Genomic DNA, 24,621 nt, shown 5'->3' with positions numbered 1-24,621 from the left:
ACCGATGCTTTACTGGCTTGCCCAGACCATGGATTTCGCGGGTGTCTTCAACCTGATCCGCTATCTGAGCTTTCGGGCGGGGGCGGCGATCGCGACGGCGCTGGTCATCGGCCTGCTGATCGGGCCGCGCTTCATCGGCTGGCTGCGCGTGCGGCAGGGCAAGGGGCAGCCGATCCGAGACGATGGTCCGCAGACCCATCTGGCCAAGCGCGGGACGCCCACCATGGGCGGGCTCATGATCCTGACGTCCTTCATGACATCGGTGCTGCTGTGGATGGACCTTTCGTCCATCTATGTCTGGGCCTGCCTGTTCGTGACGCTGGGTTTCGGCGCGATCGGCTTCCTTGATGATTACGACAAGGTGACGAAGGCCAGCCACAAGGGGCTTTCGGGCAAGATGCGGCTGGTGCTGGAATTCCTGATCGCCGGGTTCGCCGCCTGGCTGATCGTCAACCAGCATGGCAACACAGCTTTATATCTGCCTTTCTACAATGGCCCGGCGATCGAGCTGGGGCCGTTCTATTTCCTGTTCGCCGCCTTCGTGATCGTGGCCTTCGGCAATGCGGTGAACCTGACCGATGGGCTGGACGGACTTGCCACCATGCCGGTCATCATCGCCTGCATGGCGTTCATGGCGATCGTCTATCTGGTGGGCCGCGCGGACTTTGCCGAATATCTGGGCATTCCGCATGTGCCGGGGGCGGGCAACCTGACCATATTGTGCGGCGCGATCATTGGGGCGGGCCTTGCCTTCCTGTGGTTCAACGCGCCGCCCGCCGCCGTCTTCATGGGCGATACCGGCAGTCTGGCGCTAGGCGGGACGATCGGCGTGATCGCTGTGACGGCGCACCATGAAATCGTGCTGGGCGTGATCGGCGGCCTGTTCGTGGTCGAGGCGATGAGCGTCATCATCCAGGTCTTCTTCTACAAGCGGACCGGCAAGCGCGTGTTCCGCATGGCGCCGATCCACCATCATTTCGAACAGCTGGGCTGGGCCGAGCCGACCGTGGTGATCCGCTTCTGGATCATCTCCTTCGTGCTGGCGCTCGCTGGTCTTGCCACGTTGAAGCTGAGGTGAGGGGCATGGGCGTCACTTCCTCCGTCTTCGCCGGTAAGCGCTATGCGGTGCTGGGTCTCGCCCGGTCCGGCCTCGCCACGGTAGAGGCTCTGGTGGCGAGCGGCGCGCGCGTGGTCGCCTGGGACAATCGGGACGAAGCGCGGGCGGCCGTCGCCGGCAAGGCGGAGATCGCCGATCCGCTCGATATCGATCTGGCGGGCTTCGACGGGGTGGTGGTGTCGCCGGGCGTGCCGCTCAACAAGCATCCCATCGCCATGCATGCGAAGCTGGCGGGCGTTCCTGTTATTGGCGATATCGAGCTTTTCGCGCTGGCCCGCCCGACGCTGCCCAAGCATAGGGTGGTCGGCATCACCGGCACCAACGGCAAGTCGACGACGACTGCGTTGATCCATCACATCATCGAAACGGCGGGCATCCCGGTCCGCATGGGCGGCAATATCGGGTTGCCGATCCTGGGGCAGGACCCGCTGCCCGAAGGCGGCATCTATGTGCTGGAACTGTCGAGCTATCAGATCGACCTGACCCACAGCCTGGACTGCGATGTGGCGGTATTGCTGAACATCACGCCGGATCATCTGGACCGCTATAACGGCTTTGAAGGCTATGTGGCGTCCAAGGCGCGGCTGTTCGCGATGCAGTCGGCGGGGCATGTCGCGGTGATCGCGACCGAGGATGAGCCGAGCCGGAGAATCGCGCGCGAGTATGAAGCCGTTGAGGTGAAATCGAGCGATATCGACCCGGCCGCGCAAGCGGGCTGGCCTTCGCTCCAGGGGCCTCACAACGCGCAGAACGCCGCCGTCGCCATCGCCGTCGCCCGTGCGCTGGGCATCGATCAGGCGGTGATCGATAAGGGCCTGCAAAGCTATGCCAGCCTGCCGCACCGGATGCAGCGGGTGGGCGAGATCGGCGGCGTACTCTACGTCAATGACAGCAAGGCGACCAATCCGGCCTCCACCGCGCCAGCCCTTGCCGCCTATCCGCCGGTGGACGGGCGTCCCCGGCTGCACTGGATCGTCGGCGGGCTCGCCAAGACGGACAATCTGGACGAGTGCGCGCCCTATTTCGGCAATGTCGCCCATGCCTATACCATCGGTGAAGCGGGCCATATGTTCGCCGATCTGCTGCGCCCGCATATGGCGGTGGACGATAGCGAGATGCTATCGGCCGCCGTCCGCCGCGCGGCGCGGGTGGCGCAGCCGGGGGATGTCGTGCTGCTTTCGCCCGCTTGCGCCAGTTTCGACCAGTTTCGCGATTTCGAGGCCCGGGGCGATGCCTTCGCGGCCGCCGTCGCGGCATTGGAAGAAGGGGGCAGGGACGGTTAGAAGCGGCTGGGGCTAAACAAGGGGCGACGGAATGTTCAGGGCAGGCGAACTGGTGAAGGGGTTTCGGAACCGCACCGTTCCGCGTGAGCGCACGGCATTGGCCATCTGGTTCTGGGAAATCGACCGCGTTCTCCTGTCGCTGATCGTCGCGCTGATGGCGATCGGGCTGGTCGCGGTGGCCGCCGCGTCGCCCGTGGCCGCCATCGACCGGTCGACCAGCACCGTTTCTGTTACTCCGCTCATCTATTTCTATCGCCAGCTCATGTGGGTCTTCATCGGCCTGCCGATCATGCTGGTCATTTCCATGCTGCCGCGTCAGCAGGCGCGGCGGCTGGCCATGTTCCTGTCAGCTTTCTTCATCGTGATGCTGTTGTGCGTCCCGATCCTGGGATCGACGGTGAACGGGGCCAAGCGCTGGATCGACCTGCCGGGGTTCCGTTTCCAGCCTTCGGAGTTTCTGAAGCCCGTCTATGTCGTGACGATCGCCTGGCTGCTGTCGCTGCGGGAAAAGGACGCCAGCCTGCCCGTCATCCGCCTGACCGGGGTGCTGACGGCGCTGATCGCGGCGATCCTGATGAAGCAGCCGGACTTTGGCCAGACCGTCATCTTCCTTGCCTGCTGGAGCTGCCTGCTGCTGCTGTCGGGCGTGTCGATGCGGATCATCGGGGCGCTGGCGGGGCTGGGCCTCGCGGGGCTGGTGGCCATGTATATGTTTTATGAAAATGGCCGTCAGCGCATCAACGACTTCCTTGGCATCGGCGTGGCGCAGGATGTCGGGCCGGACCAGACGGAGCTGGCGTTCCGCACCATCACCCATGGCGGCTTCACCGGCGTGGGGCCGGGCGGCGGGCAGAACAAGTTCCGCCTGCCCGAAGCGCATACCGACTATATCTTCTCGGTGATCGGCGAGGAGTTCGGGCTGCTCGCCTGCATCGGCATCGCCTGCGTCTACCTTGCCATCGTCGTGCGCGTGCTGCTGCGCCTGCTGGACGAGGACGATCATTTTACGATCCTGGCCGCCGCTGGCCTGACGACGCAGTTCGGGCTCCAGGCGATCATCAACATGGGCGTCAATGCGCAGATATTTCCGTCAAAGGGCATGACGCTGCCCTTTATCAGCTACGGCGGCTCCTCTATGCTGGCGCTTTGTATCGGGGTAGGCTTGTTGCTCGCATTCACGCGGCGCAACCCCTTCATGGGCCGGCATACCGTCGTCAAGTGGAGTGGTAGATGAGCATTTCCCGTCACTTCGTCCTTGCCGCAGGCGGGACGGGTGGTCACATGATTCCAGCGCACGCCGTGGCGGAGGAGCTTATGGCGCGGGGCCATCATGTCGCTCTGGTGACGGATGAGCGCGGAGCCAAGATCCCCGGCATCTTCGACAAGGCGCAGGTCCATGTGCTGCCCGCCGGGCGCATGACCAGGGATCCGCGCAGCTGGCCCGGCGCGTTGAAGGCGATCCTCGCCGGGCGCGCCATGGCCCGCCGCCTCAACGAGACGTTCCGGCCCACCGCCGTCGTGGGCTTTGGCGGCTATCCCGCGATGCCCGCGCTGCTGGGCGCGCTGGCTGATGGCATTCCGACGGCGATCCATGAGCAGAATGCGGTGCTCGGCCGGGTCAATCGCCTGCTCGCCCGCCGCGTCGACGCCATCGCAACCGCTTATCCCAATGTCGAGCGGCTCAAGCACAAATATGCGGGCAAGGTGCATCTGGTCGGCAACCCGGTGCGCGAAGAGGTGAAGGCGCTGCGCGAGGAGGAGTTTCCCGCGCTGACCGACGAAAGCGTGTTCCGCGTGCTGGTGATCGGCGGCAGTCAGGGCGCGTCCATTCTGTCCAGCGTCGTGCCCGATGGCCTTGGCATGCTGCCGCTCAGCCTGCGCCGCCGTTTGCAGGTGACGCAGCAATGCCGGGCGGAAGATATCGAGCGGGTCCGCCACCTTTATGCCGATCTGGAAATCCCGGCCGACCTTGCCACCTATTTCAACGATGTGCCCGAAAAGCTCAGCTGGTCACATCTGGTGATCGCGCGCGCGGGCGCATCGACGCTGGCGGAACTGACCTGCGCTGGCCGTCCCGCCATATTGGTCCCGCTGCCCAGCGCCATGGACGATCACCAGACCGCCAATGCCCGCGAAATGACGGAGGCGGGCGGCGCGCGGACCATTCCGCAGAGCCGCTTCACGGCGGTCGAGCTTGCCAAGCAGATGCAGAAGATGGCGCTGGAGCCCGGCGCGCTCCAGAACGCCGCGAAGCGCGCCCGCGGCTGTGGCCGACCGGACGCGGCGCGCGACATGGCGGACTTGCTGGAAAGCATCGGCCCGGCCCCGATCATGAACGATCCGCTGCGGGTGGGTCCGGTGCCCGCCAGCCTGAATTTGCAGGGTGTCCCTGCGTGAAGAACAACAACCTCTTCCCGTTCGGGCCCAGGGCGAACGGATTTTTGCACAAGGGATACAAGGCATGAAGGGTGTCGGCACCGACATCGGCACGATCCATTTCATCGGCATCGGCGGCATCGGCATGTCCGGCATCGCCGAGGTGATGCATAATCTGGGCTACAAGGTTCAGGGCAGCGACGTGGCGGAAGGCTATGTCGTGGAAGGACTGCGCCAGAAGGGCATCCCCGTGATGATCGGCCATAAGGCCGAAAATCTGGGCGATGCGGCCGTGGTCGTCACCTCCACCGCGATCAAGAAGGGCAATCCTGAGGTCGACCTGGCGCTGGAAAAGCGCGTGCCCGTCATTCGCCGCGCGGAGATGCTGGCCGAACTGATGCGCCTCAAGTCCACGGTCGCGATCGCGGGTACGCATGGCAAGACGACGACCACATCCATGGTCGCGGCGCTGCTGGATGCGGGCGGCGTGGACCCGACCGTCATCAACGGCGGCATCATCAACAGCTATGGCTCCAACGCGCGTTTGGGCAAGAGCGACTGGATGGTGGTGGAGGCGGACGAGAGCGACGGCAGTTTCCTGCGGCTCGACGGCACGCTGGCGGTCGTCACCAATATCGATCCCGAACATCTCGACCATTATGGCAGTTTCGACAAGGTGAAGGACGCCTTTGTCGAATTTGTCGAAAATGTGCCCTTTTACGGCGCGGCGATGCTGTGCCTGGATCACCCGGAGGTGCAGGCCATCCTGCCGCGCGTGCAGGACCGCCGCATCGTCACCTATGGTTTTTCCGCGCCTTCCGACATTCGGGGCGAGAATGTCCAGCCGATTCCCGGCGGCAACCGTTTCGACGTCCAGATCCGCGAGCGAGACGGGTCGGTCCGCCGGATCGAGGGCATAGAATTGCCCATGCCCGGCCGTCACAATGTGCTGAACGCCATGGCGGCGATCGGCGTGGCGTTGCAGATGGGGATCGACGATGCGACGATCCAGACCGGCTTCGCCAAGTTCGGGGGCGTGAAGCGCCGCTTCACCAAGGTGGGCGAAATTCCCGCGCAGGGGGGCGTCGCCACCGTCATCGACGACTATGGCCACCATCCCGTCGAGATCAAGGCGGTGCTCGCCGCCGCGCGTGAAGGGGCGAAGGGCCGCGTCATCGCCGTGGTGCAGCCGCATCGCTATACCCGGCTGCGCGACCTGATGGACGAGTTCCAGCAGGCCTTCAACGACGCCGACATCGTCTATGCAGCGCCAGTCTATCCGGCGGGCGAGCAGCCGATCGAGGGCGTGGACAGCGCGGAACTGGTCGCCGGACTCAAGCGGCGGGGACATCGCCATGCCGCCACGGTGGAAGGCGCGGACGATCTGGCCCGCGTCATTGCCGCCGATTGCCGGGCCGACGACATGATCATCTGCCTGGGCGCAGGCGACATCACCAAATGGGCGGCGGGCCTTGCCCCGGCGGTGGCGGAAAAGGAAGCGGCCTGATGTTCGAACTGCTCAACGTCGGTCTGGAAATGCAGAAGCGGATGATCGACATCCACATGCAGGGCATCGAAGCGGCGCAGGAACTGGTCGAAACCGCGCAGCAGAATGTCGACGCCAGCCTTGCCGCAACGCCGTTGGGCAATGCAGGCGCCAATGCGGTGAAGGGCTGGATGCGTTTTTGGGGCCTGGGCGGTTGACGCTGGCCGAGACAGCCCTTCCTTCGGTGCGCGGCACGCTGAAGGCCGATGCGCCGCTCGCGCCCCTTGTCTGGTTCAAGGCGGGCGGCGCGGCGCAATGGCTGTTCGAGCCCAAGGACGCGCAGGACCTTGCCGATTTTCTGATGCGGCTCGACCCGTCCGTGCCGGTGATGGCGCTGGGGCTTGGCTCCAACCTCATCGTCCGCGATGGCGGCGTGCCCGGCGTTGTCATCCGTCTGGGCAAGCCCTTCGCCAAGGTCGAGCAGGCCGATGCCGTCACCCTTCGCTGCGGCGGGGGGGCATCGGGCATTCTCGTGTCCTCGACCGCGCGTGATGCCGGTATCGCCGGGCTGGAGTTTCTGCGATCGATCCCCGGCACGGTCGGCGGCTTCGTGCGGATGAATGGCGGCGCTTATGGGCGCGAAACGCGCGATATATTGGTCGAATGCGATGTGGTGCTCCGCTCCGGCGAGCAGGTGACTCTGGCTGCCGATGCGCTGGGCTACAGCTACCGCCACAGCAGCCTGCCCGAAGGGGCGGTGGTGGTGAGCGCGCTGTTCCGGGGCGCCGCTGGCGATCCTGCCGCGATCCAGGCGGAGATGGACCGCATCGCCGCCGCGCGTGAAGAAAGTCAGCCGCTGCGCAGCAAGACCGGCGGTTCGACCTTCAAGAACCCGGCAGGGCACAAGGCCTGGGCGCTGGTGGATGAGGCGGGCTGCCGCGGGCTGCGGCTGGGCGGCGCGCAAGTGTCGGAAAAGCACACCAACTTCCTGCTTAATCTGGGCGATGCCACCAGCGCCGATATCGAAGCGCTGGGCGAGGAAGTCCGCCGCCGGGTGAAGGCGAAGAGTGGCGTTGAGCTTGAATGGGAAATTCAGCGGGTGGGGCTGACGAAGTGAGTAACCTGCTCAAATCTCCTCGCTCTGCTGAGCGGAGCGAAGCACTTCACTTCGTTCAGCGCAGGGCTTCGACTTCGCTCGGCCCGAACGGTATATTCATGGAGATGCTGAAATGACGCGCGGTCCCTGGCATGTCGCCGTTCTGATGGGCGGCTGGTCGGCGGAGCGGCCCGTATCGCTGATGAGCGGGGAGGGCGTTGCGAAGGCGCTGGAATCGCGCGGGCACAAGGTCACGCGGATCGACATGGATCGCGGCGTGGCGCAGCGCCTTGCCGAGGTCAGGCCCGATGTCGTGTTCAATGCGCTCCATGGCGTCCCTGGCGAGGATGGCACGGTGCAGGGCATGATGGACCTGATGGGCCTTACCTACACCCATTCGGGGCTCGCAACATCGGTGATCGCAATCGACAAGCAACTGACCAAGCAGGCGCTGGTGCCGCATGGCATTCCGATGCCCGGCGGTCACATAGTGGAGAGCGCCAGCCTGTTCGATCGCGATCCGCTGCCGCGCCCCTATGTCGTGAAGCCGGTCAATGAAGGGAGTTCCGTCGGCGTCGCCATCGTGACGCAGGAGGGCAATTACGGGTTTCCCATAGGCCGCGATGTCGAAGGGCCCTGGCAGCATTTCGACCAGTTGCTCGCCGAACCCTATATCCGCGGCCGGGAACTGACGACCGCCGTTCTGGGTGATGAGGCGCTGCTGGTGACGGAGCTGCGCCCCAAGAGCGGCTTCTATGACTTCGATGCCAAATATACCGACGGCATGACCGAGCATGTCTGCCCCGCCGATATTCCGGCCGAGATTGGAGAGGCATGCAAGGCGATCGCGCTGCGCGCGCATCAGTTGCTGGGATGCAGGGGCGCGTCGCGGTCTGATTTCCGCTGGGACGACAGCCAGGGCGTGGAAGGGCTGTTCCTGCTGGAGGTGAACACCCAGCCGGGGATGACTCCGCTCAGCCTTGTGCCCGAACAGGCGGCGAAGCTGGGCATCGAATATGCGGAACTGGTCGAACGGATCGTCGAGGACGCGTTGAAGGGGGCAGGGCATGGCTGAGGCACGCATCCGGCGTGGCGGAACGGCGCGGCTGACGCGCACCGCCTCCATGGGCGGACGCAATGGCGGCGGGCGAGGGAAACCAGGCAAGCGGCGTAGCTGGGCCGGGCGCATGGTCCATGCCCTGCCGGTCAGCGAAGACACGTTGCAGCGCATGGCAAGCTGGGCGATCGTGGGCATTGTGGTTGCGGCCATCGCCGGGATCGCCGTGCTGTCGGGCGTTCCCGCCATGGCCGGGCAGAAGGCCGCGGAGATCGCCGCCAATGCCGGTTTCGAGGTTCAGAAGGTCGAGGTGCGCGGCGTCGAGCGGATGGACGAGCTGCCCGTCTACAATATCGCGCTGGGCCAGGTGGACCGTTCCATGCTCTCGCTCGACCTGCCCAAGGTGCGGGCGGAGATGATGCGGCTTGGCTGGGTCAAGGATGCGCGCATTTCCCGCCGCCTGCCCGATACGCTGGTGGTCGATATCGTGGAGCGGGACCCGGTCGCCGTATGGCAGCATGATGGCCAGTTGCACCTGATCGACGTGCAGGGCGTGGTGCTGCAATCCGTGTCGCCAAGCGCCATGCCCGACCTGCCGCTGGTCGTGGGGCCGAGCGCCAACCGCCAGACGGCGGGGCTCAACAAGCTGATGGAAAATGCGCCCGCGCTCAAGCCGATGCTGGCCGGGGCGACATGGGTCGGGAACCGCCGCTGGGACCTGCGCTTTCAGTCGGGGGAAACGCTTTCCCTGCCGGAAGGAGACAGGGCCTCTGCCACCGCGCTGGTCAATTTCGCCCGCATGGACGGGGTCAATCGCCTGCTGGGACGCGGGATCGTGAAATTCGACATGCGCGATCCCGACCGTTTCGTCCTGCGCCTGCCGCAGGATCAGGCGCGGGAGAAGCCTGCCGCGCAGGGTGCTGCCAAGGCTGACGCTGATCCAGAGCCTATCGGCGAGGAGGGCTGACCCCATGCCCCAGCCCAAGGTCGAAAAGCTCGTCACCGCGATCGACATCGGATCGTGGAAGGTGTCGGCGCTCATCGCCGGGCGAACCGAGACGGGCGAACTCGCGATTTTGGGTACGGGTCAGAGGGAAAGCCGGGGCGTGCGCCGGGGGTTCATCGCCGACATGGAGCGCACCGAACTCGCCGTGCGCGAAACGGTGGAGCAGGCCGAACGTGTCGCTGGCACCAATATCGAGGATGTGTGGGTCAGCTTTTCGGGCGGCAGCCTGGTCAGCGACGTCGTCACGGTCGAGCGCGACATGGGCGGCTACCGCATCGAGCAGGCCGATATAGATGATCTGCTGACCACGGGGCAGCAGGGCATCGACCCCGATGGCCGCGTGGTGCTGCATGCGCAGCCGACCTGCTTCACCATCAACGGCCGCGTGCCGGTGAAGAAGCCGCTGGGCATGCATGCCGACCTGCTGGGCGTCGATATCCATGTCGTGCTGGCGGACGGCGCGCCGCTCGCCAATCTCGACCTGTGCGTGCGGGGCGCGTATCTGAACGTCAACAGCATCGTCGCCTCGCCCATCGCGACGGGGCTTGCCTGCCTGTCGGAGGAGGAGAGGGACCTGGGCGTCGCGCTGGTGGAGATGGGCGCTGGCGTTACCAACGTGTCCCTCTACGCGGGCGGCATGCTGGTGGGGCTGCACAGCATCCCGATCGGCGCTTCGGACATCACGGACGACATCGCCTCCGCCTTCGGCATCCGCCGCAGCCAGGCGGAGCGGATCAAATGCTTCTATGGCTCGGCGATGCAGAACCGCCGCGACTTTCGCGAGATGATCGAGATCGCGCCGCCGCATGGCGATGTCGCGCTTCCGGGGCAGAATGCCGGGCCGAATGCCGATGGGGGCAAGATAACGCGCGCCGCGCTGGTCGCGGTGATTTGCGAGCGGTTGAACCAGTTGATGACGGAGATCAATGCGGCGCTCGCTGGCATGGGCTTCAACACGCCCACCGGGCGGCAGGTGGTGCTGACCGGCGGGGGCGCGGAAATGAAGGGCATCGCCGATTATGCGCAGGGCGCGCTGGGCCGCGCGGTGCGGATCGGACGGCCCCGCGGACTTGCCGCAATGCCCGAAGCGCATAGCGGCCCGGCCTTCGCGACGCTGGCGGGACTTGCGCTTTACGGCGCTTCGAACCCGGTTGACCTTAGGACGATAGCGTCCGCGCCACAGACCGTGCACCGTATCGGCGCGCCGCAATGGTGGCAGCGTATGGTAAGAGCCATAAAGACCAACTATTGAATAATCCGAAGCAGAACGAATTTTACTGGTGAAATACGCTATTTTCTGTTGCATTAACCTTCGATGACAGTTTCGCTCATGTCGCCGGAGCTGGAGGGAGCTAGAATTTATGAGCATTGAGATCAGCCCACCGCATGTGGATGAGTTGAAGCCACGCATCGCGGTGATCGGCGTGGGCGGCGCGGGCGGTAACGCCATCGCGAACATGATCGCCGCGTCGGTCGAGGGCGTGGATTTCATCGTCGCGAACACGGACGCGCAGGCGCTGAACGCTTCGCCCGCAGAGCGGCGCATCCAGCTTGGCCCGCAGATCACCGAAGGGCTGGGCGCGGGATCGCGTCCCGAAATCGGCAAGGCGGCGGCGGAAGAGACGATCGCTTCGGTCGAACAGGCGCTGGAAGGCGCGCATATGTGCTTCATCGCGGCGGGCATGGGCGGCGGCACCGGCACCGGCGCTGCGCCCGTCATCGCCAAGGCCGCGCGCGACAAGGGCATATTGACCGTCGGCGTCGTGACGAAGCCTTTCACCTTCGAAGGCAACCGCCGCATGAAGTCGGCGGAATCGGGCATCGAGGAACTGCAAAAGCATGTCGATACCCTCATCGTCATCCCCAACCAGAATCTGTTCCTGATCGCGAACCCCAACACCACCTTCAAGGAAGCCTTCCAGATGGCTGACGAGGTGTTGCAGCAGGGCGTCCGCGGCATCACCGACCTGATGGTCATGCCGGGCCTCATCAACCTCGACTTCGCTGACGTCCGTTCGGTGATGGGCGAAATGGGCAAGGCGATGATGGGCACCGGCGAAGCCGAAGGCGACGGCCGCGCGCTCCAGGCGGCGGAGAAGGCGATCGCCAACCCGCTGCTCGACGGCGTGTCGATGCGCGGCGCGAAGGGCGTCATCGTTTCCATCGTCGGCGGTGACGACATGCGCCTGATGGAAGTGGATGAAGCAGCCAATCATATCCGCGAACTTGTCGACCCGGATGCGAACATCATCTGGGGTTCGGCCTTCAATGACGGCCTCAACGGCAAGATCCGCGTGTCGGTTGTCGCTACCGGCATCGACAGCGAAGTAACCGCTGGCGCTGCTCCGCTGACCCAGCCGTTCAGTTTCGCCAGCCGCCCGGCCGTAGCCGTTCCGAGCGCCGCCGCAACGCCGCGCCCGGCGGCGCAGCCTGCTCCGGCCCCGGCGCCTGCCGCTGCGGCCGAGCCGGAGCCTGAGCCGCTGGAACTCGACGTGCCCGCCGCGCCGGAGCCTGCCCCGCTGGCGTCTCCCGCTGCGGAAAAGCCCGCCTCCTTGGCGCCGCCGCGTCCGGCCGCCGTCTTCTCGGACGAGGACCCGTCGCAGGACGAACTGCTGCTGGGCGCCGAAGAGGCAGAGCCGCAGCCAGCGCGCCCCGCGCCCGCGCCAGCCGCCGCGCCGCAACCGGCACCTCGCGTCGCCACGGGCGGCACACTGTTCGAGCGCATGGCCGGCCTCACACGCGGCGCGGACAAGAATACGGCTGCGGCCGAGGATGACGGCACGACGCCGGACATTCCGCGCTTCCTCAACCGTCAGAGCAACCAGTAATCCCCGGGCAGCCGCCCGGCGGTTCAAGAGCGCACCGTCTATCGTCCAAGGCGATCCGGCGCGCTTTTCGTCATGGTAAATTGTCCATTCACGCAGCAATCCGCTAAAGGAATGGTGTGAAAACTCCGGCTTTATCGATCGTTGCGGGGCTGCTTCTAGCAGGCACCGCTCAGGCGCAAACGGGCATGGTGCAGCCAATCCGGCCGTCCAGTACGGAAGCGCTCAACCGCCAACTGTCGCGCCTTGCGTCCAATCCGCGCGACGTTGAAGCGCTGATCGGCGCGGGCGAGGCGGCAATCGACCTGGATGACACGCGCGCGGCGGCGGGCTTCTTCGCACGCGCCGACACGCTTCAGCCTAATAATAGCAGGGTCAAGGCGGGGCTGGGCAGGGTGATGCTCAAGACGCAGAACCCGGCCGAGGCGTTGAAGCTGTTCGATCAGGCGACGCGGCTGGGCTATTCCGAAGCGGCGTTGCTGAGCGACCGGGGCCTTGCGCGCGACCTGACCGGAGACCAGGCGGGCGCGCAGCGGGATTATCAGGCCGCGCTCAAACGGACGCCGGACAATAGCGAACTGATTTACCGCTATGCCGCGTCGCTGGGTATATCCGGTCAGGTGGAAGCGGCGGACAAGGTGTTGCAGCCGTTGCTTTACAAGAGCGACCGGCCCGCCTGGCGTTTTCGCGCCTTCATTCTGGCGATGAACAACCGGCAGGATGATGCGCGCAAGATCGCCAGCCAGACCATGCCGGGGCAACTCGCGGCGGCGTTGACGCCCTATATGCAGAAGATGCCCTACCTGACCCCGGCGCAGAAAGCCGCAGCGGTGCATTTTGGTCATTTCCCGGCGCGTGTAGGCACGACCATAGCGGCGGTGACGCCGACGCCCGCGCCTGCGGCCGCCGTCCCGGCGCAGCCTGCTGCCCCGGCGGCGGTGGCAACGCCTGCCCGGCAGGCGGCACAACCCCGTTCCTCGACCGGGCGCAGCACGCTGGCCAGGGCGGAGAGCCGCCGCGCCGCTCCCGCGCCTCTACCGGCGCCTGCTCCTGCCTCTGCGGCGCAGACGCGCACGGCCACGGCTACGGCGACGACTCCGGTTGAAGCGCCGGTTCAGACCCAGCCAGCGCCGCAGCCTGCCACGCCGCCAGCCCTGCCCCGGCCCGCCACGCCAGCGACGCCTCCGGCCCAACCGCGAAGCGCGCAGGTGCAGGGGCCGCCTGCGCCCGGTTTTGAGTCGCTGCCGAGCCAGCCGCCCGCCTCTCCGGCCGCCGCGCAGCCCCAGGCTCCGGCCCCGGCCGCGGCGCCCCAGCCGTCGCCGCAGCAGGCAGCGCCAGCCCAGCCTGCCGCTTCGGCAGCAGCAACGCCCGCGCCGCCGCAGCCCAATCCCGAAGCGACGCGCACGCTGGCGGACATTATCCGCTCCATCGACGTGCCCGAGTCGGAACGGCAGCCCGCCGTCGCCGCCGTAGACCTTAATGAGATCGCCGCGCTCCAGGCCGCCCGCCGCGCCGAACGCGAGGCCGCCGCTGAACAGGCGAAAAAAGCCGCCGCGGCAGAGAAGGTGAAAGCAGCGGCAGCGGCCAAGGCAAAGGCCGAAGCCGATGCAAAGGCGAAGAAAGCGGCGGAGGAAAAGGCCCGCCTGGCGGCGAATCCGTCCCGCAACTGGGTCCAGATCGGTACGGGCAGTGATCGCGGCGCGCTGGCCTTCACGCTCAAGAATCTGCGCCGCAAATATGACGATGTCGCGCCGCAGGACGGGTGGGTCGCAAGCTGGGGCCGCACCAACCGGCTGCTGATCGGTCCCTTCGCCAGCTTCGCCCGCGCCAAGACGGTGGAATCGAAGCTCAAGACGGCAGGGGCTGACGCCTTCGCCTGGCAAAGCGATGCGGGAGAGGTGGTCGAAAGGCTGGGGAGCAAGTAAAGGCTCCCGCATGACGAGCCTTGCCCTCTATGCGTCGCACCCGGACCACAGCCGTGGCCGGTTGCACCCCGAAATCGGCGGCGAGGTGCGCGGCCCGCGCGATATGTTCCAGCGCGACCGGGACCGCATCATCCATTCCATCGCCTTCCGCCGCCTGCGCCACAAGACGCAGGTGTTCGTGTCCCCCGATGGTGATCATTATCGCGTCCGGCTGACCCACAGCCTGGAGGTCGCGCAGATCGGACGGACGACCGCGCGGACGCTGGGCCTGAACGAAGACCTGACCGAGGCCCTGTGCCTGGCCCATGACATCGGCCATCCGCCCTTTGGCCATGCCGGGGAGGATGCGCTGGAAGCCGCGCTCGACCAGCATGGCGGTTTCGATCACAATGCCCATACGCTGCGCACGCTGATGCTGCTGGAATCGCCCTATCCGCTGTTCGATGGCCTGAACCTCAGCTGGGAAATGCTGGAGGGCCTGGCCAAGCATAATGGTCCGGTCGAACGTCCCGGCTGGGCCATGCGCGAGGTCGATGCGCTGTTTCCGCTGGACCTTGGCCGCCATGCGTCGCTGGAGGCGCAACTGGCGGCGGTGTCCGACGACATCGCCTATGACAATCATGATATCGATGACGGGCTGCGCGCGGGATTGCTGACGCTGGACCAGTTGTTGAGCGTGCCGCTGGTGAAAAGCTGCTGGGACAGGGTGCGCGCCCGCTATCCCGATGTCGCCGAAGACCGGCTGTTGCGCGAACTGGTGCGTGAGCAGATCGGCGTCATGGCGAACGACCTGATTGCCGCCACGCGGGACAATATCCGCAGGGCGGGCGTTCGCACGGTTGAGGATGTGCGCGCCGCTGGCGAGACGCTGGTCGGCTTTTCCCCGGAGCTGGCGGCGCAGGAGCGCGACCTCAAACGCTTCATGTACGCCATGCTCTATCATCACCCCTCGCAGCTCGCGGCGGCCGATCGCGCCCGCATCATCGTGAGGAACCTGTTCCACGCCTACCGGGAACAGCCCGGCCTGATGCCGCCCGAATGGCGCGATGGCTGTCCGCCGGACGAACCCAGCCGCAGCCGCCACATCGCCGATTTCATCGCTGGCATGACGGACCGCTATGCCGAGCGGCGCCATGCGGATATTTTCGGAGCGCTGACGCCCGCCTGATGCGCGGAGCTTGCGCCGGTCCCGCGCCCGGCATAGCGTGCGCACATGAACCTTCATCCCCAGATCGCCGCGCTTGCAGCCCAGATGGAGGACCTGTCCACTTTTCTGCGCGCGCAGGGTGACAGGCTATGGCCGGGCAGGATCGATCTTTGCCGCCATCTGGTCGCGGATTCGAACTTCGCGGGGGTCGACCGCTTTCTGCGCCTGTTCGAGGGTGAGGATGGGTTGGGAGGCGTCACGCTGGGCGACCCCGGCGCGATGGCGGAACTGGAGCGGCTGCGCAAGGCGGCTCTTTCCCTCGCCCAGCGGCTGGCGAAAGAGGAGGGAGCCGATTGAGCGATTGACGCCGCGCTGCATTTCCAGCAATGCGAAGGGGTCTCCAGGGTCCGGTTGGATTCGGCCCCTGGGCATGATGCGGGAGAGTATGGGACGCCTTTGAGGCCAACCCGTCGCCGAAGGAGCAACCGCCCCGGAATCTCTCAGGCCAAAGGACCGCATCATGGGCAGGCACTCTGGAAAGCGGATGGCCTCACGCGCCGTCCCACCGAAGGGGTAAGCCGTCCGGCCGTATGCCGGTGGTCAAAGCTCTCAGGTTCCGTGACAGAGGGGGTGGCAAAGTGATGGACCGGCTGCGGTCCCGCGCGTTTGTCGCCAGTAACCCGCACGGAAAGGCCGCTCATGTCCGGCAATGAAGACGTCACCCATCTGGAAGAAGAATTGCCGCCGCAGGAATTGCCGCTCGATGCCTGGCATCGCGCGAAGGGCGCGCGCATGGTCGCCTTTGCGGGCTATCACATGCCGATCCAATATGAAGGGATCATGGCCGAACATGCCTGGACCCGCGATCATGCCGGGCTGTTCGACGTCAGCCATATGGGGCAGCTGACCTTTTCGGGCGAAGGTGCGGACGACGCGCTGGAACTGTTGTTGCCCAGCGACATCAAGGGGCTCAAGCCCTTCCGTCAGCGCTATTCCATGCTGCTGGACGAGGATGGCGGCATATTGGACGACCTTATGGTGTCGCGCCTGGGCGATGGCGCGTTCGACGGCGCGGCCATCTACATGGTCGTGAACGGTGCGACCAAATATGACGATATCGGCTGGATGATCGAGCATCTGCCCGATGAAGTGGTCATGAACCATATGGACGAGCAGGCGCTGCTCGCGCTTCAGGGACCGCAGGCGGGCGAGGCGATGGCTACGCTGGTGCCCGGAACCGCCGGTCTGCTGTTCATGCAGTGCGGCCTGTTCGAATGGCGCGGCGTGCCGTTGTGGATAAGCCGGTCGGGCTATACGGGCGAGGACGGGTTCGAGATCAGCCTTCCGGCCAGTGACGCGGCGCTGCTGGCTGATGCGCTGTGCGCCCTGCCGCAGGTGAAGCCGATCGGCCTTGGCGCGCGCGATTCGCTGCGGCTGGAGGCGGGGCTGCCGCTTTACGGCCATGACCTGACGCCTGCCGTCAGCGCCATTGGCGCGGACCTGGGTTTTGCGATCCAGAAGCGCCGCCGCGAGGAAGGCGGTTTCATCGGCCACGCGCGCGTGATGAAGGAGCTTGCCGAAGGGCCAGGGTCCAAGCGCGTCGGGCTGCGCATCGACGGGCGCCTGCCCGCGCGGGAAGGCGCGCAAATCTATGCTGGCGACGTTCTGGTGGGGGAGGTCACGTCCGGCGGCTTCGCGCCGACCGTGGGCGCGCCGGTCGCCATGGGCTGGGTCAGCCTGCCGCATGCGGCGCTGGACACCGCGCTCCAGATCGAGGTGCGCGGCAAGCGCATCGGCGCGACGGTCGTGCCCATGCCGTTCGTCCCGCACCGCTATCGCCGCAAGGCCTGACTTTTCCGAGGGGAGTAGAAGCATGAGCCGTTATTTTACCGACGAACATGAATGGATCGATGTCGAAGGTGAAATCGCCACCGTCGGTATCACCGACTATGCGCAGGAGCAGCTGGGCGACATCGTGTTCGTCGAACTGCCTGCCGAAGGCGCGACCTTTGAAAAGGGCGACGACGCCGCCGTCGTGGAGTCGGTCAAGGCCGCGTCGGACGTCTATGCGCCGATCTCGGGCGAAGTGGTGGAAACCAACGGAGCGCTGGAGGATGAGCCCGCTCTGGTGAACAGCGATGCCGAGGAGGATGGCTGGTTCTTCAAGCTGCGCATTTCCGACCCCGGCGAACTGGAAGGCCTGATGAACGAAGCCGCCTACAAGAAGTTCGTGGCGAGCCTTTGATCAGGAAAGTCCCCTCCCTTTGGCGGGAGGAATGAGGGGAAGGCCTTTAGCGCCATCTCCGCAACAAACCCACCCCCGGCCCCTCCCATCAGCGGGAGGGGAGTGGAGAATGACATGCGCTACCTACCCCTAACCGATGCGGACCGGCAGGACATGCTGTCCGTCATCGGCGTGTCCTCGGTCGATGACCTGTTCGTGGACGTGCCCGCAGAGGCGCGGCTTTCCGGGAAGATTGCCGGTCTTCCCGACCATGCCAGCGAACTGGCGGTCGAGCGTCACATGGCGGCCCTTGCGCGGAAGAACCTGTCGGCTGGGGAAGCGCCTTTTTTCCTGGGTGCGGGCGCTTACCGGCATCATGTCCCGGCGAGCGTCGATCATCTGATCCAGCGCGGCGAGTTCCTGACCGCCTACACGCCCTATCAGCCGGAGATAGCGCAAGGCACGCTACAGGTGCTGTTCGAATTCCAGACGCAGGTCGCGCGGCTGCTGGGCTGCGACGTGGCCAACGCATCCATGTATGACGGCTCCACCGCCTGCTGGGAAGCGATCGGCATGGCCCGCCGCATCACGAAGCGCGGCAAGGCGCTGCTCTCGTCCGGCCTGCATCCCCATTATGTCTCCGTCGCGCGTACCATGGCGAAGTTCACCGGCGACGCGTTGGTGCATGAAGCGCCCAGGCTCGACGCGGCGACCGATATCGACGCGCTGATCGCGGGCATCGACAAGGACACAAGCTGCGTCGTCGTCCAATATCCCGACATATTGGGCCGCATCGCCGACCTGACCCCGCTGGCGGACGCGGCGCATGAAGCGGGCGCGCTGCTGGTCGCGGTGGTGACGGAGCCTGTTGCGCTGGGCGCTTGCCGGGCGCCGGGCCATATGGGCGCGGACATCGTCGTGGGCGAAGGCCAATCGATCGGCGTCGGCTTGCAGTTCGGCGGGCCTTATCTCGGCCTGTTCGCGTGCAAGCAGAAATATGTCCGCCAGATGCCGGGACGCCTGTGCGGCGAGACGGTGGATGCGGCGGGCAAGCGCGGCTTCGTGCTGACCCTTTCGACTCGCGAGCAGCACATCCGCCGGGAAAAGGCGACGTCGAACATCTGCACCAATTCGGGTCTCTGCGCGCTGGCGTTCAGCATCCACATGACGCTGCTGGGCGAGAAAGGCCTGCGCGAACTGGCGAGCCTCAACCATGCGCTGGCGGTGCAGGCCGCGGACCGGCTGGCGCAGGTGCCGGGGGTGAAGTTGCTCAACGACAGCTTCTTCAACGAATTCACGCTGGTCCTGTCCAAGGATGCGCGCGAGGTGGTGCGCAATCTGGCTGACAAGGGCGTGCTGGCGGGCGTGTCGCTGGGCCGCCTGTTCCCTGACGCGCCGGAGATTGGGCAAGGGCTGGTGGTCGCCGTTACCGAGACGGTGACGGTGGAGGATGTCGAAGCGCTGGCTGCTGCGCTTGAGGAGGAACTGGCATGATGTCGTTCCTCTCCCTGTTCGGGCTGAGCGTGTCGAAGCCCAGGCCTGATCGTAGCGTTCAGGGCGAACGGATGATGTGCGGGAAGGAGTTCTGATATGACGATGCTCAAGGAAGGCCGCCCCACTGCGCCGCAAGCCGTCACCGAAGCCGACGCCGCGCCCGCCACTGCCACCGGCAACCGCGCGCTGATGCTGGAAGAGGCGCTGATCTTCGAGATCGGCTCCACCGATACGACCGGCGTCGATTTCGCACAGGCGCCCAAGGTGGAAAGCCGCCTCGGCAGTCTGGCCCGCACGGACGCCATCGGCCTGCCCGGCCTGTCGGAGCAGGAGACGGTGCGCCATTATACGCGCCTCAGCCGCCAGAACTACGCCATCGACCTTGGCCTGTTCCCGCTTGGGTCCTGCACCATGAAGCACAATCCGCGCCTGAATGAGAAGGTGGCGCGGATGCCCGGCTTCGCCGATCTTCACCCGCTTAGCCCCCAATCGACGGTGCAGGGCGCGCTGGCGGTGATCCATGAGCTGGCGGAATGGCTGATCAAGCTGACCGGCATGCACTCGGTCGCGATGAGCCCCAAGGCGGGCGCGCATGGCGAACTGTGCGGGCTGCTCGCGATCCGCGCGGCGCTGGAAGCACGGGGCGATGCGCGGAGCGTCGTCCTCGTTCCCGAAAGCGCGCATGGCACCAACCCTGCCACGGCCGCTTTCTGCGGATACAAGGTGGAGGATATTCCCGCGACCCCGGACGGCCGCGTCGATCTGGAGGCCTTGAAGGCGCGGCTCGGCCCCGATGTCGCTGCGGTGATGATCACCAATCCCAACACCTGCGGTTTGTTCGAGCGCGACATGAAGACCATCTCCGACGCGGTCCATGCCGCCGGGGCCTTCGTCTATTGCGACGGCGCGAACTTCAACGCCATCGTCGGCCGGGTCCGTCCCGGCGACCTGGGCGTCGATGCGATGCACATCAACCTGCACAAGACCTTCTCCACGCCCCATGGCGGCGGCGGTCCCGGCTCCGGCCCGGTGGTGCTGAGCCAGGCGCTGGCTCCCTTCGCGCCGTTGCCCTTCGTCGAGCGCAGGGGCGATCAATTCGTGCTGGTGGAGGAGGAGACGGCGGAGGATCACCATGCCCAGACCTTCGGCCGCATGGTCGCTTTCCACGGCCAGATGGGCATGTTCACCCGCGCGCTCGCCTATATCCTCAGCCATGGCGCGGACGGCCTGCGTCAGGTCGCGGGCGATGCGGTGTTGAACGCCAACTATGTCCTGCGCAGCCTGGACGATGTGCTGGATGCGCCGTTCGGACAGAGCGGGCCCTGCATGCATGAGGCACTGTTCAGCGACAAGGGGCTGGCCGAAGGCTTCACCACGCTGGACATCGCCAAGGGGCTGATCGACGAAGGCTTCCACCCGATGACTATGTATTTCCCGCTGGTGGTCCATGGGGCGATGCTGGTTGAGCCCACGGAGACGGAAAGCAAGGCCGCGCTCGACCAGTTCATCATGGCGCTGCGCAGCCTGGCTGAACGGGCGAAGGCAGGGGACGCGGCGCTCAAGGGCGCGCCCTATTATGCGCCGCGCCGCCGGTTGGATGAGACGCTCGCCGCGCGCAAGCCGGTGCTCACCTGGACAGAGCCGCAGGCGGCGCAGGCCGCCGAATGACGGACAGGCCGGAGCCTTGGCAACCGGGCTCCGGCCCCGCCGTCGCGGGCAAGCGCTTCGCTCCAGCGACGGAGCGCAATCGCGACGCCATATTGGCGGTCCTGCGGGACGAGCTTCCGCCTTCCGGCCAAGTGCTGGAGGTGGCGAGCGGCAGCGGCGAACATGCGGTCCATTTCGCCACCGCGCTGCCCGCGCTCGATTGGCAGCCCAGCGATCCCGATCCGGCGGCGCTCGCGTCGATCGAGGCGTGGCGCGCGGAAGCGGGGTTGGCCAACCTCCTGCCCGCGATCAAGCTCGACGCTGCGGCGCAGTGGCCGGTGGACAAGGCGGATGCGGTCATCTGCATCAACATGGTGCATATCAGCCCTTGGGCGGCGGCGATCGGGCTGATGCAAGGCGCGGGAAAGGTGCTGCCGCCTGGCGGCCTGCTCTATCTTTATGGCCCTTATTTTCGTGAAGGCATCGTGACTGCTCCCTCCAATCTCGCCTTCGATGCGTCTCTAAGGGCGCGGGACGCGGCGTGGGGCTTGCGGCGGGTCGAGGATGTGATCGCCATAGCGGACGAGGAGGGGCTGGATTTTCAGCGCTTGGTCGAAATGCCTGCCAATAATCTTTCGTTGTTGTTCCGGCGGCCTTTTTGACGAGCGCCAGAAGCGCCAATGTTCTCTGCGAAGGCAGGAGCCCAGTTCCGAAGCGTCGCGGGGCGGGGCAGCCTTCCCCCAACGGCAGGGCTTTTCGAAGTTCACTTGCCTCAATGCAAAGCCGTTGGAAGATGCAGGCTTGTGGCTCGACGGCTCCGGGCTGAGAAGCGGCTCAGGCCTGTAGGCACAATATTCTGAAGGTGGGACTGGGATCTGCCTTCGCAGGAGCACCTTGTGGAGGCGCCGGATGGGTTGCAGTCCGCTTACTCACCGACAATCAAGAGCGGCCTTCGACAATTCCGCGCCGAATGGATAATGGGGCGCAATGGCCGACCAGCTCCTGTCCCTTGTCACCGCCGAACTTGCTGCCCCGGCCGACCCGCGCGCCGTTGCGATGGCGGGGGCGATTGCCGCCCGTTATCCGCAGGCGGCGCGGGCGGTGCTTTTCTACGGTTCCTGCCTTCGGGAAAAGAATCTCGATGGGCTGATGCTGGACTTCTACCTCATCGTTTCGGACTATCGCGCCGCTTATGGGAAAAGCTGGCTGGCGGCGGCGAACCGGATGATTCCGCCCAATGTCTTCCCTTTCGAGCATGATGGACTGATCGCCAAATATGCCGTGCTGTCGCAGGCTGACTTCGCCCGGCTGAACAGCCCGGCGGCGGACAATGTCTCGGTCTGGGCGCGTTTCGCCCAGCCCGCGCGCTTGCTCTGGGTCAGGGATGATGAGGCGCGCCGGAGCGCCATTCGCGCCGCCGCCAGCGCCGCGCCGACGCTGCTTTCACTTGCCCGGCCGATGACGCAGGCACCCGATGATGTGCTTGCCCTCTGGGAGACCGGCTTTTCCCTCACCTATAATGCGGAGCTGCGCGCGGAGCGGAAGGGGCGTTCGCGATCGATCGTGGATGCCGACCCGGAACGTTACCGCCTGTTCGGGCAAGCGGCTCTGGCGCAGGGACTTCCGCCATCTCCGTCTGCGGCCCAAGCAGCCAAGCGCTGGCGGCGGCTCCAGCGGCGGGGTAAAATATTGTCCGTCGTCCGGCTTGCCAAGGCGAGCTTCACCTATGCGGGCGGCATCGATTATCTGGCGTGGAAGATCAACCGCCATGCGGGCACGGCGATCCAGATCAAGCCGTGGCAGCGGCGCTGGCCCTTGCTGGGCGCGCTTACTCTGCTGCCGCGGCTGTTCCGGGGCGGTGCGATCCGTTAAGCGCGTTTGACAGGGCCTGCGACAGGCCCATCAGCGTATAGGGCTTGCGCAGCACCTCATGGCCGCCAAAATCAGCGCTAAGCGCCGTGTCGCCCGCATAGCCGGTGACGAACAGCACCGGCAGGCTGGCGAAGGCGGGGGGCAGGTTGCGCACCATTTCCGGCCCGGTCATGTCGGGCATCAACACGTCGCTGATGATCAGGCCGATGTCGCGATAGCTGGTTAGCAGCTTTGCGGCTTGCGACGGATGTTCGCAGGCGACCGGCAGATGGCCCAGTTCGGCCAGCGCGGCCATTGTCTGGTTCAGTACGCGCGGGTCGTCCTCCACCACCAGGATTCGGGTGGGGGGGTGGAGCACGGGTTCACGCTCGCCTGCCGAGGCATCAGTGCGCGCGCCCGTCTCCGCAGCACCCTTGCGCGGTAAATAAATATGGACGCTGGTGCCCTTGCCTTCTTCGGTATCGATGCGGATTTCGCCCTCGCTCTGCCGCACGAAGCCGAAAATCTGACTAAGGCCAAGGCCGGTGCCCTTGCCCACCGGCTTGGTGGTGAAGAAGGGTTCGAACACGCGCGCGGCGACGTCAGGGCTCATGCCGCAGCCATCGTCGGTGACGCTCAGCATCACATAATCGCCCTGCGCGCATTCGCCGACTTCATTCGCGGCCAGATGGACCTGCGCGGTTTCGATCACCAGCTTGCCGCGCCCGTCCATCGCGTCGCGCGCATTGACGCACAGGTTGAGGATCGCATTTTCCATCTGATGCTGGTCGACAAAAATGTGCCAGCCCCTGGCATGGTTGATGATCGAAACCTTGATCTGGTCGCCGATGGAGCGGTCGATCAGGTCCGCCATTCCCGACACCAGCGCTTCGGGATCGACCGCGCTGGGCAGCAGCGGTTCGGACCGGGCGAAAGCCAGCAGGCGGCGGGTCAGGGCGGCGGCGCGATTCGCGCCCTCCAGCGCATTGTCCAGATGATGGGCAGCTTCGCGGGGCTTGAGGCGAAGCTTGCGCTTGGCAAGCTCCAGCCCGCCCACGACCACCGCCAGCATATTGTTGAAGTCATGGGCGATCCCGCCGGTCAACTGCCCGACCGCGTCCATCTTCTGCATCTGGCGCAGATTTTCTTCCGCCGCGGCGCGTTCGGCCGTTTCCTTCTTGAGTTGCTCATAGGCGCCGGACAGTTCGACCGTGCGCGCAGCAACGGCGGCCTCCAGCCGGTCGGCGCGTTCGGCCTCCATCTCCGCCATGCGGCCGGCATTGCGCCGCTCGGTATAGGCTGCGTTCGCGATCCAGAGCGCGAACAGCACGCAGACCAGCAGCACCAGCCCGAACAGGCGCGACGTCTTGCCCACCCATTCAGTGCGGTTGCCCGCCAGCGTCACCGCGACGCTGCGTTCCTGCAACCGGGCATTTTCAGCGCGAATCACCCGGTCGAGCAGGGCGGTAATGCGCTTCAGATCCTCCGACCGGCCAGCGCGGTGGAATTGGCCGAGCGCTGCCATCTTCTGGTCATAGGTGGTGCGCAGGCCGATTTCCGCCAGCGTCTTGCCGCGCTGGTTGAAGGCGGTTTCCAGTTCGCGGACATTGTTGCGCTGCCAGCCTGATTGGCGGGTGGCGTAGCGCAGCAGCTTCAACTGGCTGGACGCGGTGCGCCATTGGTCCTGGAACAGGCGGCCGACATCGGGATCAAGGCTGATGACATAGCGCGCCAGCGTGACTTCGGCGCGGGCGGTCTTCGCTTCGAAGGCGCGGGCGAGGGCGATGATCTCAAAACTGCGGCGCTGTTCCTGCAACGCGCGTTCATGGTCGCGCGACGCGTTGCTGGCATTGTAGAGCAGGGTGCCGAGCGAGCCGATGAGCAGTATGACAAGGATCAGCGGCAGCAAGCGCCCCACCGCTGCCCGCCATCCTGTCGCCTGCTCTTCCATAAGATAGCTGTCCGGCATTATGAACACATTAGTCGAACAGCGTTGCAGGCGAAATGGCGAGGATAGGAAGGTTCCTCCCTATCGCCTCCGTTCGTCTCACCTGCGTCTCGCTTCGTCGCCGGAGCGCAGCGCCCGC

Annotated in this window: 21 protein-coding genes and 1 riboswitch; of the genes, 20 read left to right on the top strand and 1 reads right to left on the bottom strand. The window is 65.8% G+C overall.

Features of this window, described 5'->3' with window-relative positions; genetic code table 11:
- The first annotated feature begins 4 nt into the window (after positions 1 to 4).
- The 20 genes from mraY to ET21_RS0110505 all read left to right on the top strand — a co-directional run bounded on the left by mraY (position 5) and on the right by ET21_RS0110505 (position 22,555).
- Positions 5 to 1,078: a phospho-N-acetylmuramoyl-pentapeptide-transferase gene (mraY, locus tag ET21_RS0110605; RefSeq protein ID WP_030539651.1), complete on the top strand. Its 1,074-nt coding sequence runs from the start codon at positions 5 to 7 to the stop codon at positions 1,076 to 1,078.
- 5 nt (positions 1,079 to 1,083) lie between these two features.
- Positions 1,084 to 2,400: a UDP-N-acetylmuramoyl-L-alanine--D-glutamate ligase gene (murD, locus tag ET21_RS0110600; protein ID WP_021236358.1), complete on the top strand. Its 1,317-nt coding sequence runs from the start codon at positions 1,084 to 1,086 to the stop codon at positions 2,398 to 2,400.
- Positions 2,401 to 2,431: 31 nt separating this feature from the next.
- Positions 2,432 to 3,634, top strand: coding sequence for an FtsW/RodA/SpoVE family cell cycle protein (locus ET21_RS0110595; RefSeq protein WP_021236357.1), 1,203 nt, complete (start codon positions 2,432 to 2,434; stop codon positions 3,632 to 3,634).
- Entirely contained in the window at positions 3,631 to 4,797 is a 1,167-nt protein-coding gene (gene murG / locus ET21_RS0110590) for an undecaprenyldiphospho-muramoylpentapeptide beta-N-acetylglucosaminyltransferase (RefSeq protein ID WP_030539650.1), read from the top strand. Before ET21_RS0110595 ends, murG begins: the two co-directional genes overlap by 4 nt.
- Before the next feature lie 64 nt (positions 4,798 to 4,861).
- A complete protein-coding gene (murC, locus tag ET21_RS0110585) occupies positions 4,862 to 6,283 on the top strand; it encodes a UDP-N-acetylmuramate--L-alanine ligase (protein WP_030539649.1) in 1,422 nt (473 codons plus the stop codon).
- Positions 6,283 to 6,480, top strand: coding sequence for a hypothetical protein (locus ET21_RS0110580; protein WP_021236354.1), 198 nt, complete (start codon positions 6,283 to 6,285; stop codon positions 6,478 to 6,480). Before murC ends, ET21_RS0110580 begins: the two co-directional genes overlap by 1 nt.
- Positions 6,477 to 7,379: a UDP-N-acetylmuramate dehydrogenase gene (gene murB / locus ET21_RS0110575; protein WP_030539648.1), complete on the top strand. Its 903-nt coding sequence runs from the start codon at positions 6,477 to 6,479 to the stop codon at positions 7,377 to 7,379. The genes ET21_RS0110580 and murB overlap by 4 nt, the downstream gene beginning before the upstream one ends.
- Positions 7,380 to 7,491: 112 nt before the next feature.
- Complete coding sequence (locus tag ET21_RS0110570) at positions 7,492 to 8,433, top strand: D-alanine--D-alanine ligase (RefSeq protein WP_030539647.1); 942 nt, start codon at positions 7,492 to 7,494, stop codon at positions 8,431 to 8,433.
- A complete protein-coding gene (locus tag ET21_RS0110565) occupies positions 8,426 to 9,382 on the top strand; it encodes a cell division protein FtsQ/DivIB (protein ID WP_021236351.1) in 957 nt (318 codons plus the stop codon). The genes ET21_RS0110570 and ET21_RS0110565 overlap by 8 nt, the downstream gene beginning before the upstream one ends.
- A 4-nt stretch (positions 9,383 to 9,386) precedes the next feature.
- On the top strand, positions 9,387 to 10,673 hold the full coding sequence (ftsA, locus tag ET21_RS0110560) for a cell division protein FtsA (RefSeq protein WP_021236350.1): 1,287 nt from the start codon (positions 9,387 to 9,389) through the stop codon (positions 10,671 to 10,673).
- Positions 10,674 to 10,782: 109 nt separating this feature from the next.
- Positions 10,783 to 12,249, top strand: coding sequence for a cell division protein FtsZ (ftsZ, locus tag ET21_RS0110555; protein WP_030539646.1), 1,467 nt, complete (start codon positions 10,783 to 10,785; stop codon positions 12,247 to 12,249).
- 185 nt (positions 12,250 to 12,434) lie between these two features.
- Positions 12,435 to 14,171 carry a tetratricopeptide repeat protein gene (locus ET21_RS0110550; protein WP_081856672.1) on the top strand — a complete coding sequence of 579 codons (1,737 nt, stop codon included), beginning with the start codon at positions 12,435 to 12,437 and terminating at the stop codon, positions 14,169 to 14,171.
- Between the two features lie 10 nt (positions 14,172 to 14,181).
- Positions 14,182 to 15,339 carry a deoxyguanosinetriphosphate triphosphohydrolase gene (locus ET21_RS0110545; RefSeq protein WP_030539644.1) on the top strand — a complete coding sequence of 386 codons (1,158 nt, stop codon included), beginning with the start codon at positions 14,182 to 14,184 and terminating at the stop codon, positions 15,337 to 15,339.
- Between the two features lie 45 nt (positions 15,340 to 15,384).
- The gene (locus ET21_RS0110540; RefSeq protein ID WP_021237298.1) at positions 15,385 to 15,675 is read left to right on the top strand and encodes a hypothetical protein; all 291 of its coding nucleotides are present in this window, start codon (positions 15,385 to 15,387) and stop codon (positions 15,673 to 15,675) included.
- A gap of 69 nt (positions 15,676 to 15,744) precedes the next feature.
- Positions 15,745 to 15,844, top strand: a riboswitch (glycine riboswitch).
- Between the two features lie 173 nt (positions 15,845 to 16,017).
- Positions 16,018 to 17,169, top strand: coding sequence for a glycine cleavage system aminomethyltransferase GcvT (gene gcvT, locus ET21_RS0110535; RefSeq protein ID WP_021237299.1), 1,152 nt, complete (start codon positions 16,018 to 16,020; stop codon positions 17,167 to 17,169).
- Between the two features lie 22 nt (positions 17,170 to 17,191).
- Positions 17,192 to 17,563, top strand: coding sequence for a glycine cleavage system protein GcvH (gcvH, locus tag ET21_RS0110530; protein ID WP_021237300.1), 372 nt, complete (start codon positions 17,192 to 17,194; stop codon positions 17,561 to 17,563).
- 114 nt (positions 17,564 to 17,677) lie between these two features.
- A complete protein-coding gene (gcvPA, locus tag ET21_RS0110525; protein WP_030539642.1) occupies positions 17,678 to 19,036 on the top strand; it encodes an aminomethyl-transferring glycine dehydrogenase subunit GcvPA in 1,359 nt (452 codons plus the stop codon).
- Positions 19,037 to 19,132: 96 nt separating this feature from the next.
- Complete coding sequence (gcvPB, locus tag ET21_RS0110515; protein ID WP_030539641.1) at positions 19,133 to 20,704, top strand: aminomethyl-transferring glycine dehydrogenase subunit GcvPB; 1,572 nt, start codon at positions 19,133 to 19,135, stop codon at positions 20,702 to 20,704.
- A complete protein-coding gene (locus ET21_RS0110510; RefSeq protein ID WP_030539640.1) occupies positions 20,701 to 21,345 on the top strand; it encodes a DUF938 domain-containing protein in 645 nt (214 codons plus the stop codon). The genes gcvPB and ET21_RS0110510 overlap by 4 nt, the downstream gene beginning before the upstream one ends.
- A gap of 325 nt (positions 21,346 to 21,670) precedes the next feature.
- A complete protein-coding gene (locus ET21_RS0110505) occupies positions 21,671 to 22,555 on the top strand; it encodes a hypothetical protein (RefSeq protein ID WP_030539639.1) in 885 nt (294 codons plus the stop codon).
- Here the strand turns inward: ET21_RS0110505 and ET21_RS0110500 are convergent.
- Positions 22,512 to 24,503 carry an ATP-binding protein gene (locus ET21_RS0110500; RefSeq protein WP_030539638.1) on the bottom strand — a complete coding sequence of 664 codons (1,992 nt, stop codon included), beginning with the start codon at positions 24,501 to 24,503 and terminating at the stop codon, positions 22,512 to 22,514. The two genes, ET21_RS0110505 and ET21_RS0110500, sit on opposite strands and share 44 nt — an antisense overlap.
- Positions 24,504 to 24,621 lie beyond the last annotated feature (118 nt).

Origin of the sequence: Sphingobium sp. DC-2, from assembly GCF_000722555.1 — a bacterium.
Lineage (GTDB): Bacteria > Pseudomonadota > Alphaproteobacteria > Sphingomonadales > Sphingomonadaceae > Sphingobium > Sphingobium quisquiliarum.
Note: the sequence above shows the minus strand (reverse complement) of the source record. Positions and strands in the feature narration are given on the sequence as shown.

What these genes read in the sequence shown, in the direction of transcription:
- mraY (WP_030539651.1), top strand. Translation starts at nt 5, where the DNA reads ATGCTTTACTGGCTTGCCCAGACCATGGATTTCGCGGGTGTCTTCAAC.
- murD (WP_021236358.1), top strand. Translation starts at nt 1,084, where the DNA reads ATGGGCGTCACTTCCTCCGTCTTCGCCGGTAAGCGCTATGCGGTGCTG.
- ET21_RS0110595 (WP_021236357.1), top strand. Translation starts at nt 2,432, where the DNA reads ATGTTCAGGGCAGGCGAACTGGTGAAGGGGTTTCGGAACCGCACCGTT.
- murG (WP_030539650.1), top strand. Translation starts at nt 3,631, where the DNA reads ATGAGCATTTCCCGTCACTTCGTCCTTGCCGCAGGCGGGACGGGTGGT.
- murC (WP_030539649.1), top strand. Translation starts at nt 4,862, where the DNA reads ATGAAGGGTGTCGGCACCGACATCGGCACGATCCATTTCATCGGCATC.
- ET21_RS0110580 (WP_021236354.1), top strand. Translation starts at nt 6,283, where the DNA reads ATGTTCGAACTGCTCAACGTCGGTCTGGAAATGCAGAAGCGGATGATC.
- ET21_RS0110570 (WP_030539647.1), top strand. Translation starts at nt 7,492, where the DNA reads ATGACGCGCGGTCCCTGGCATGTCGCCGTTCTGATGGGCGGCTGGTCG.
- ET21_RS0110565 (WP_021236351.1), top strand. Translation starts at nt 8,426, where the DNA reads ATGGCTGAGGCACGCATCCGGCGTGGCGGAACGGCGCGGCTGACGCGC.
- ftsA (WP_021236350.1), top strand. Translation starts at nt 9,387, where the DNA reads ATGCCCCAGCCCAAGGTCGAAAAGCTCGTCACCGCGATCGACATCGGA.
- ftsZ (WP_030539646.1), top strand. Translation starts at nt 10,783, where the DNA reads ATGAGCATTGAGATCAGCCCACCGCATGTGGATGAGTTGAAGCCACGC.
- ET21_RS0110550 (WP_081856672.1), top strand. Translation starts at nt 12,435, where the DNA reads ATGGTGCAGCCAATCCGGCCGTCCAGTACGGAAGCGCTCAACCGCCAA.
- ET21_RS0110545 (WP_030539644.1), top strand. Translation starts at nt 14,182, where the DNA reads ATGACGAGCCTTGCCCTCTATGCGTCGCACCCGGACCACAGCCGTGGC.
- ET21_RS0110540 (WP_021237298.1), top strand. Translation starts at nt 15,385, where the DNA reads ATGAACCTTCATCCCCAGATCGCCGCGCTTGCAGCCCAGATGGAGGAC.
- gcvT (WP_021237299.1), top strand. Translation starts at nt 16,018, where the DNA reads ATGTCCGGCAATGAAGACGTCACCCATCTGGAAGAAGAATTGCCGCCG.
- gcvH (WP_021237300.1), top strand. Translation starts at nt 17,192, where the DNA reads ATGAGCCGTTATTTTACCGACGAACATGAATGGATCGATGTCGAAGGT.
- gcvPA (WP_030539642.1), top strand. Translation starts at nt 17,678, where the DNA reads ATGCGCTACCTACCCCTAACCGATGCGGACCGGCAGGACATGCTGTCC.
- gcvPB (WP_030539641.1), top strand. Translation starts at nt 19,133, where the DNA reads ATGACGATGCTCAAGGAAGGCCGCCCCACTGCGCCGCAAGCCGTCACC.
- ET21_RS0110510 (WP_030539640.1), top strand. Translation starts at nt 20,701, where the DNA reads ATGACGGACAGGCCGGAGCCTTGGCAACCGGGCTCCGGCCCCGCCGTC.
- ET21_RS0110505 (WP_030539639.1), top strand. Translation starts at nt 21,671, where the DNA reads ATGGCCGACCAGCTCCTGTCCCTTGTCACCGCCGAACTTGCTGCCCCG.
- ET21_RS0110500 (WP_030539638.1), bottom strand. Translation starts at nt 24,503, where the DNA reads ATGCCGGACAGCTATCTTATGGAAGAGCAGGCGACAGGATGGCGGGCA.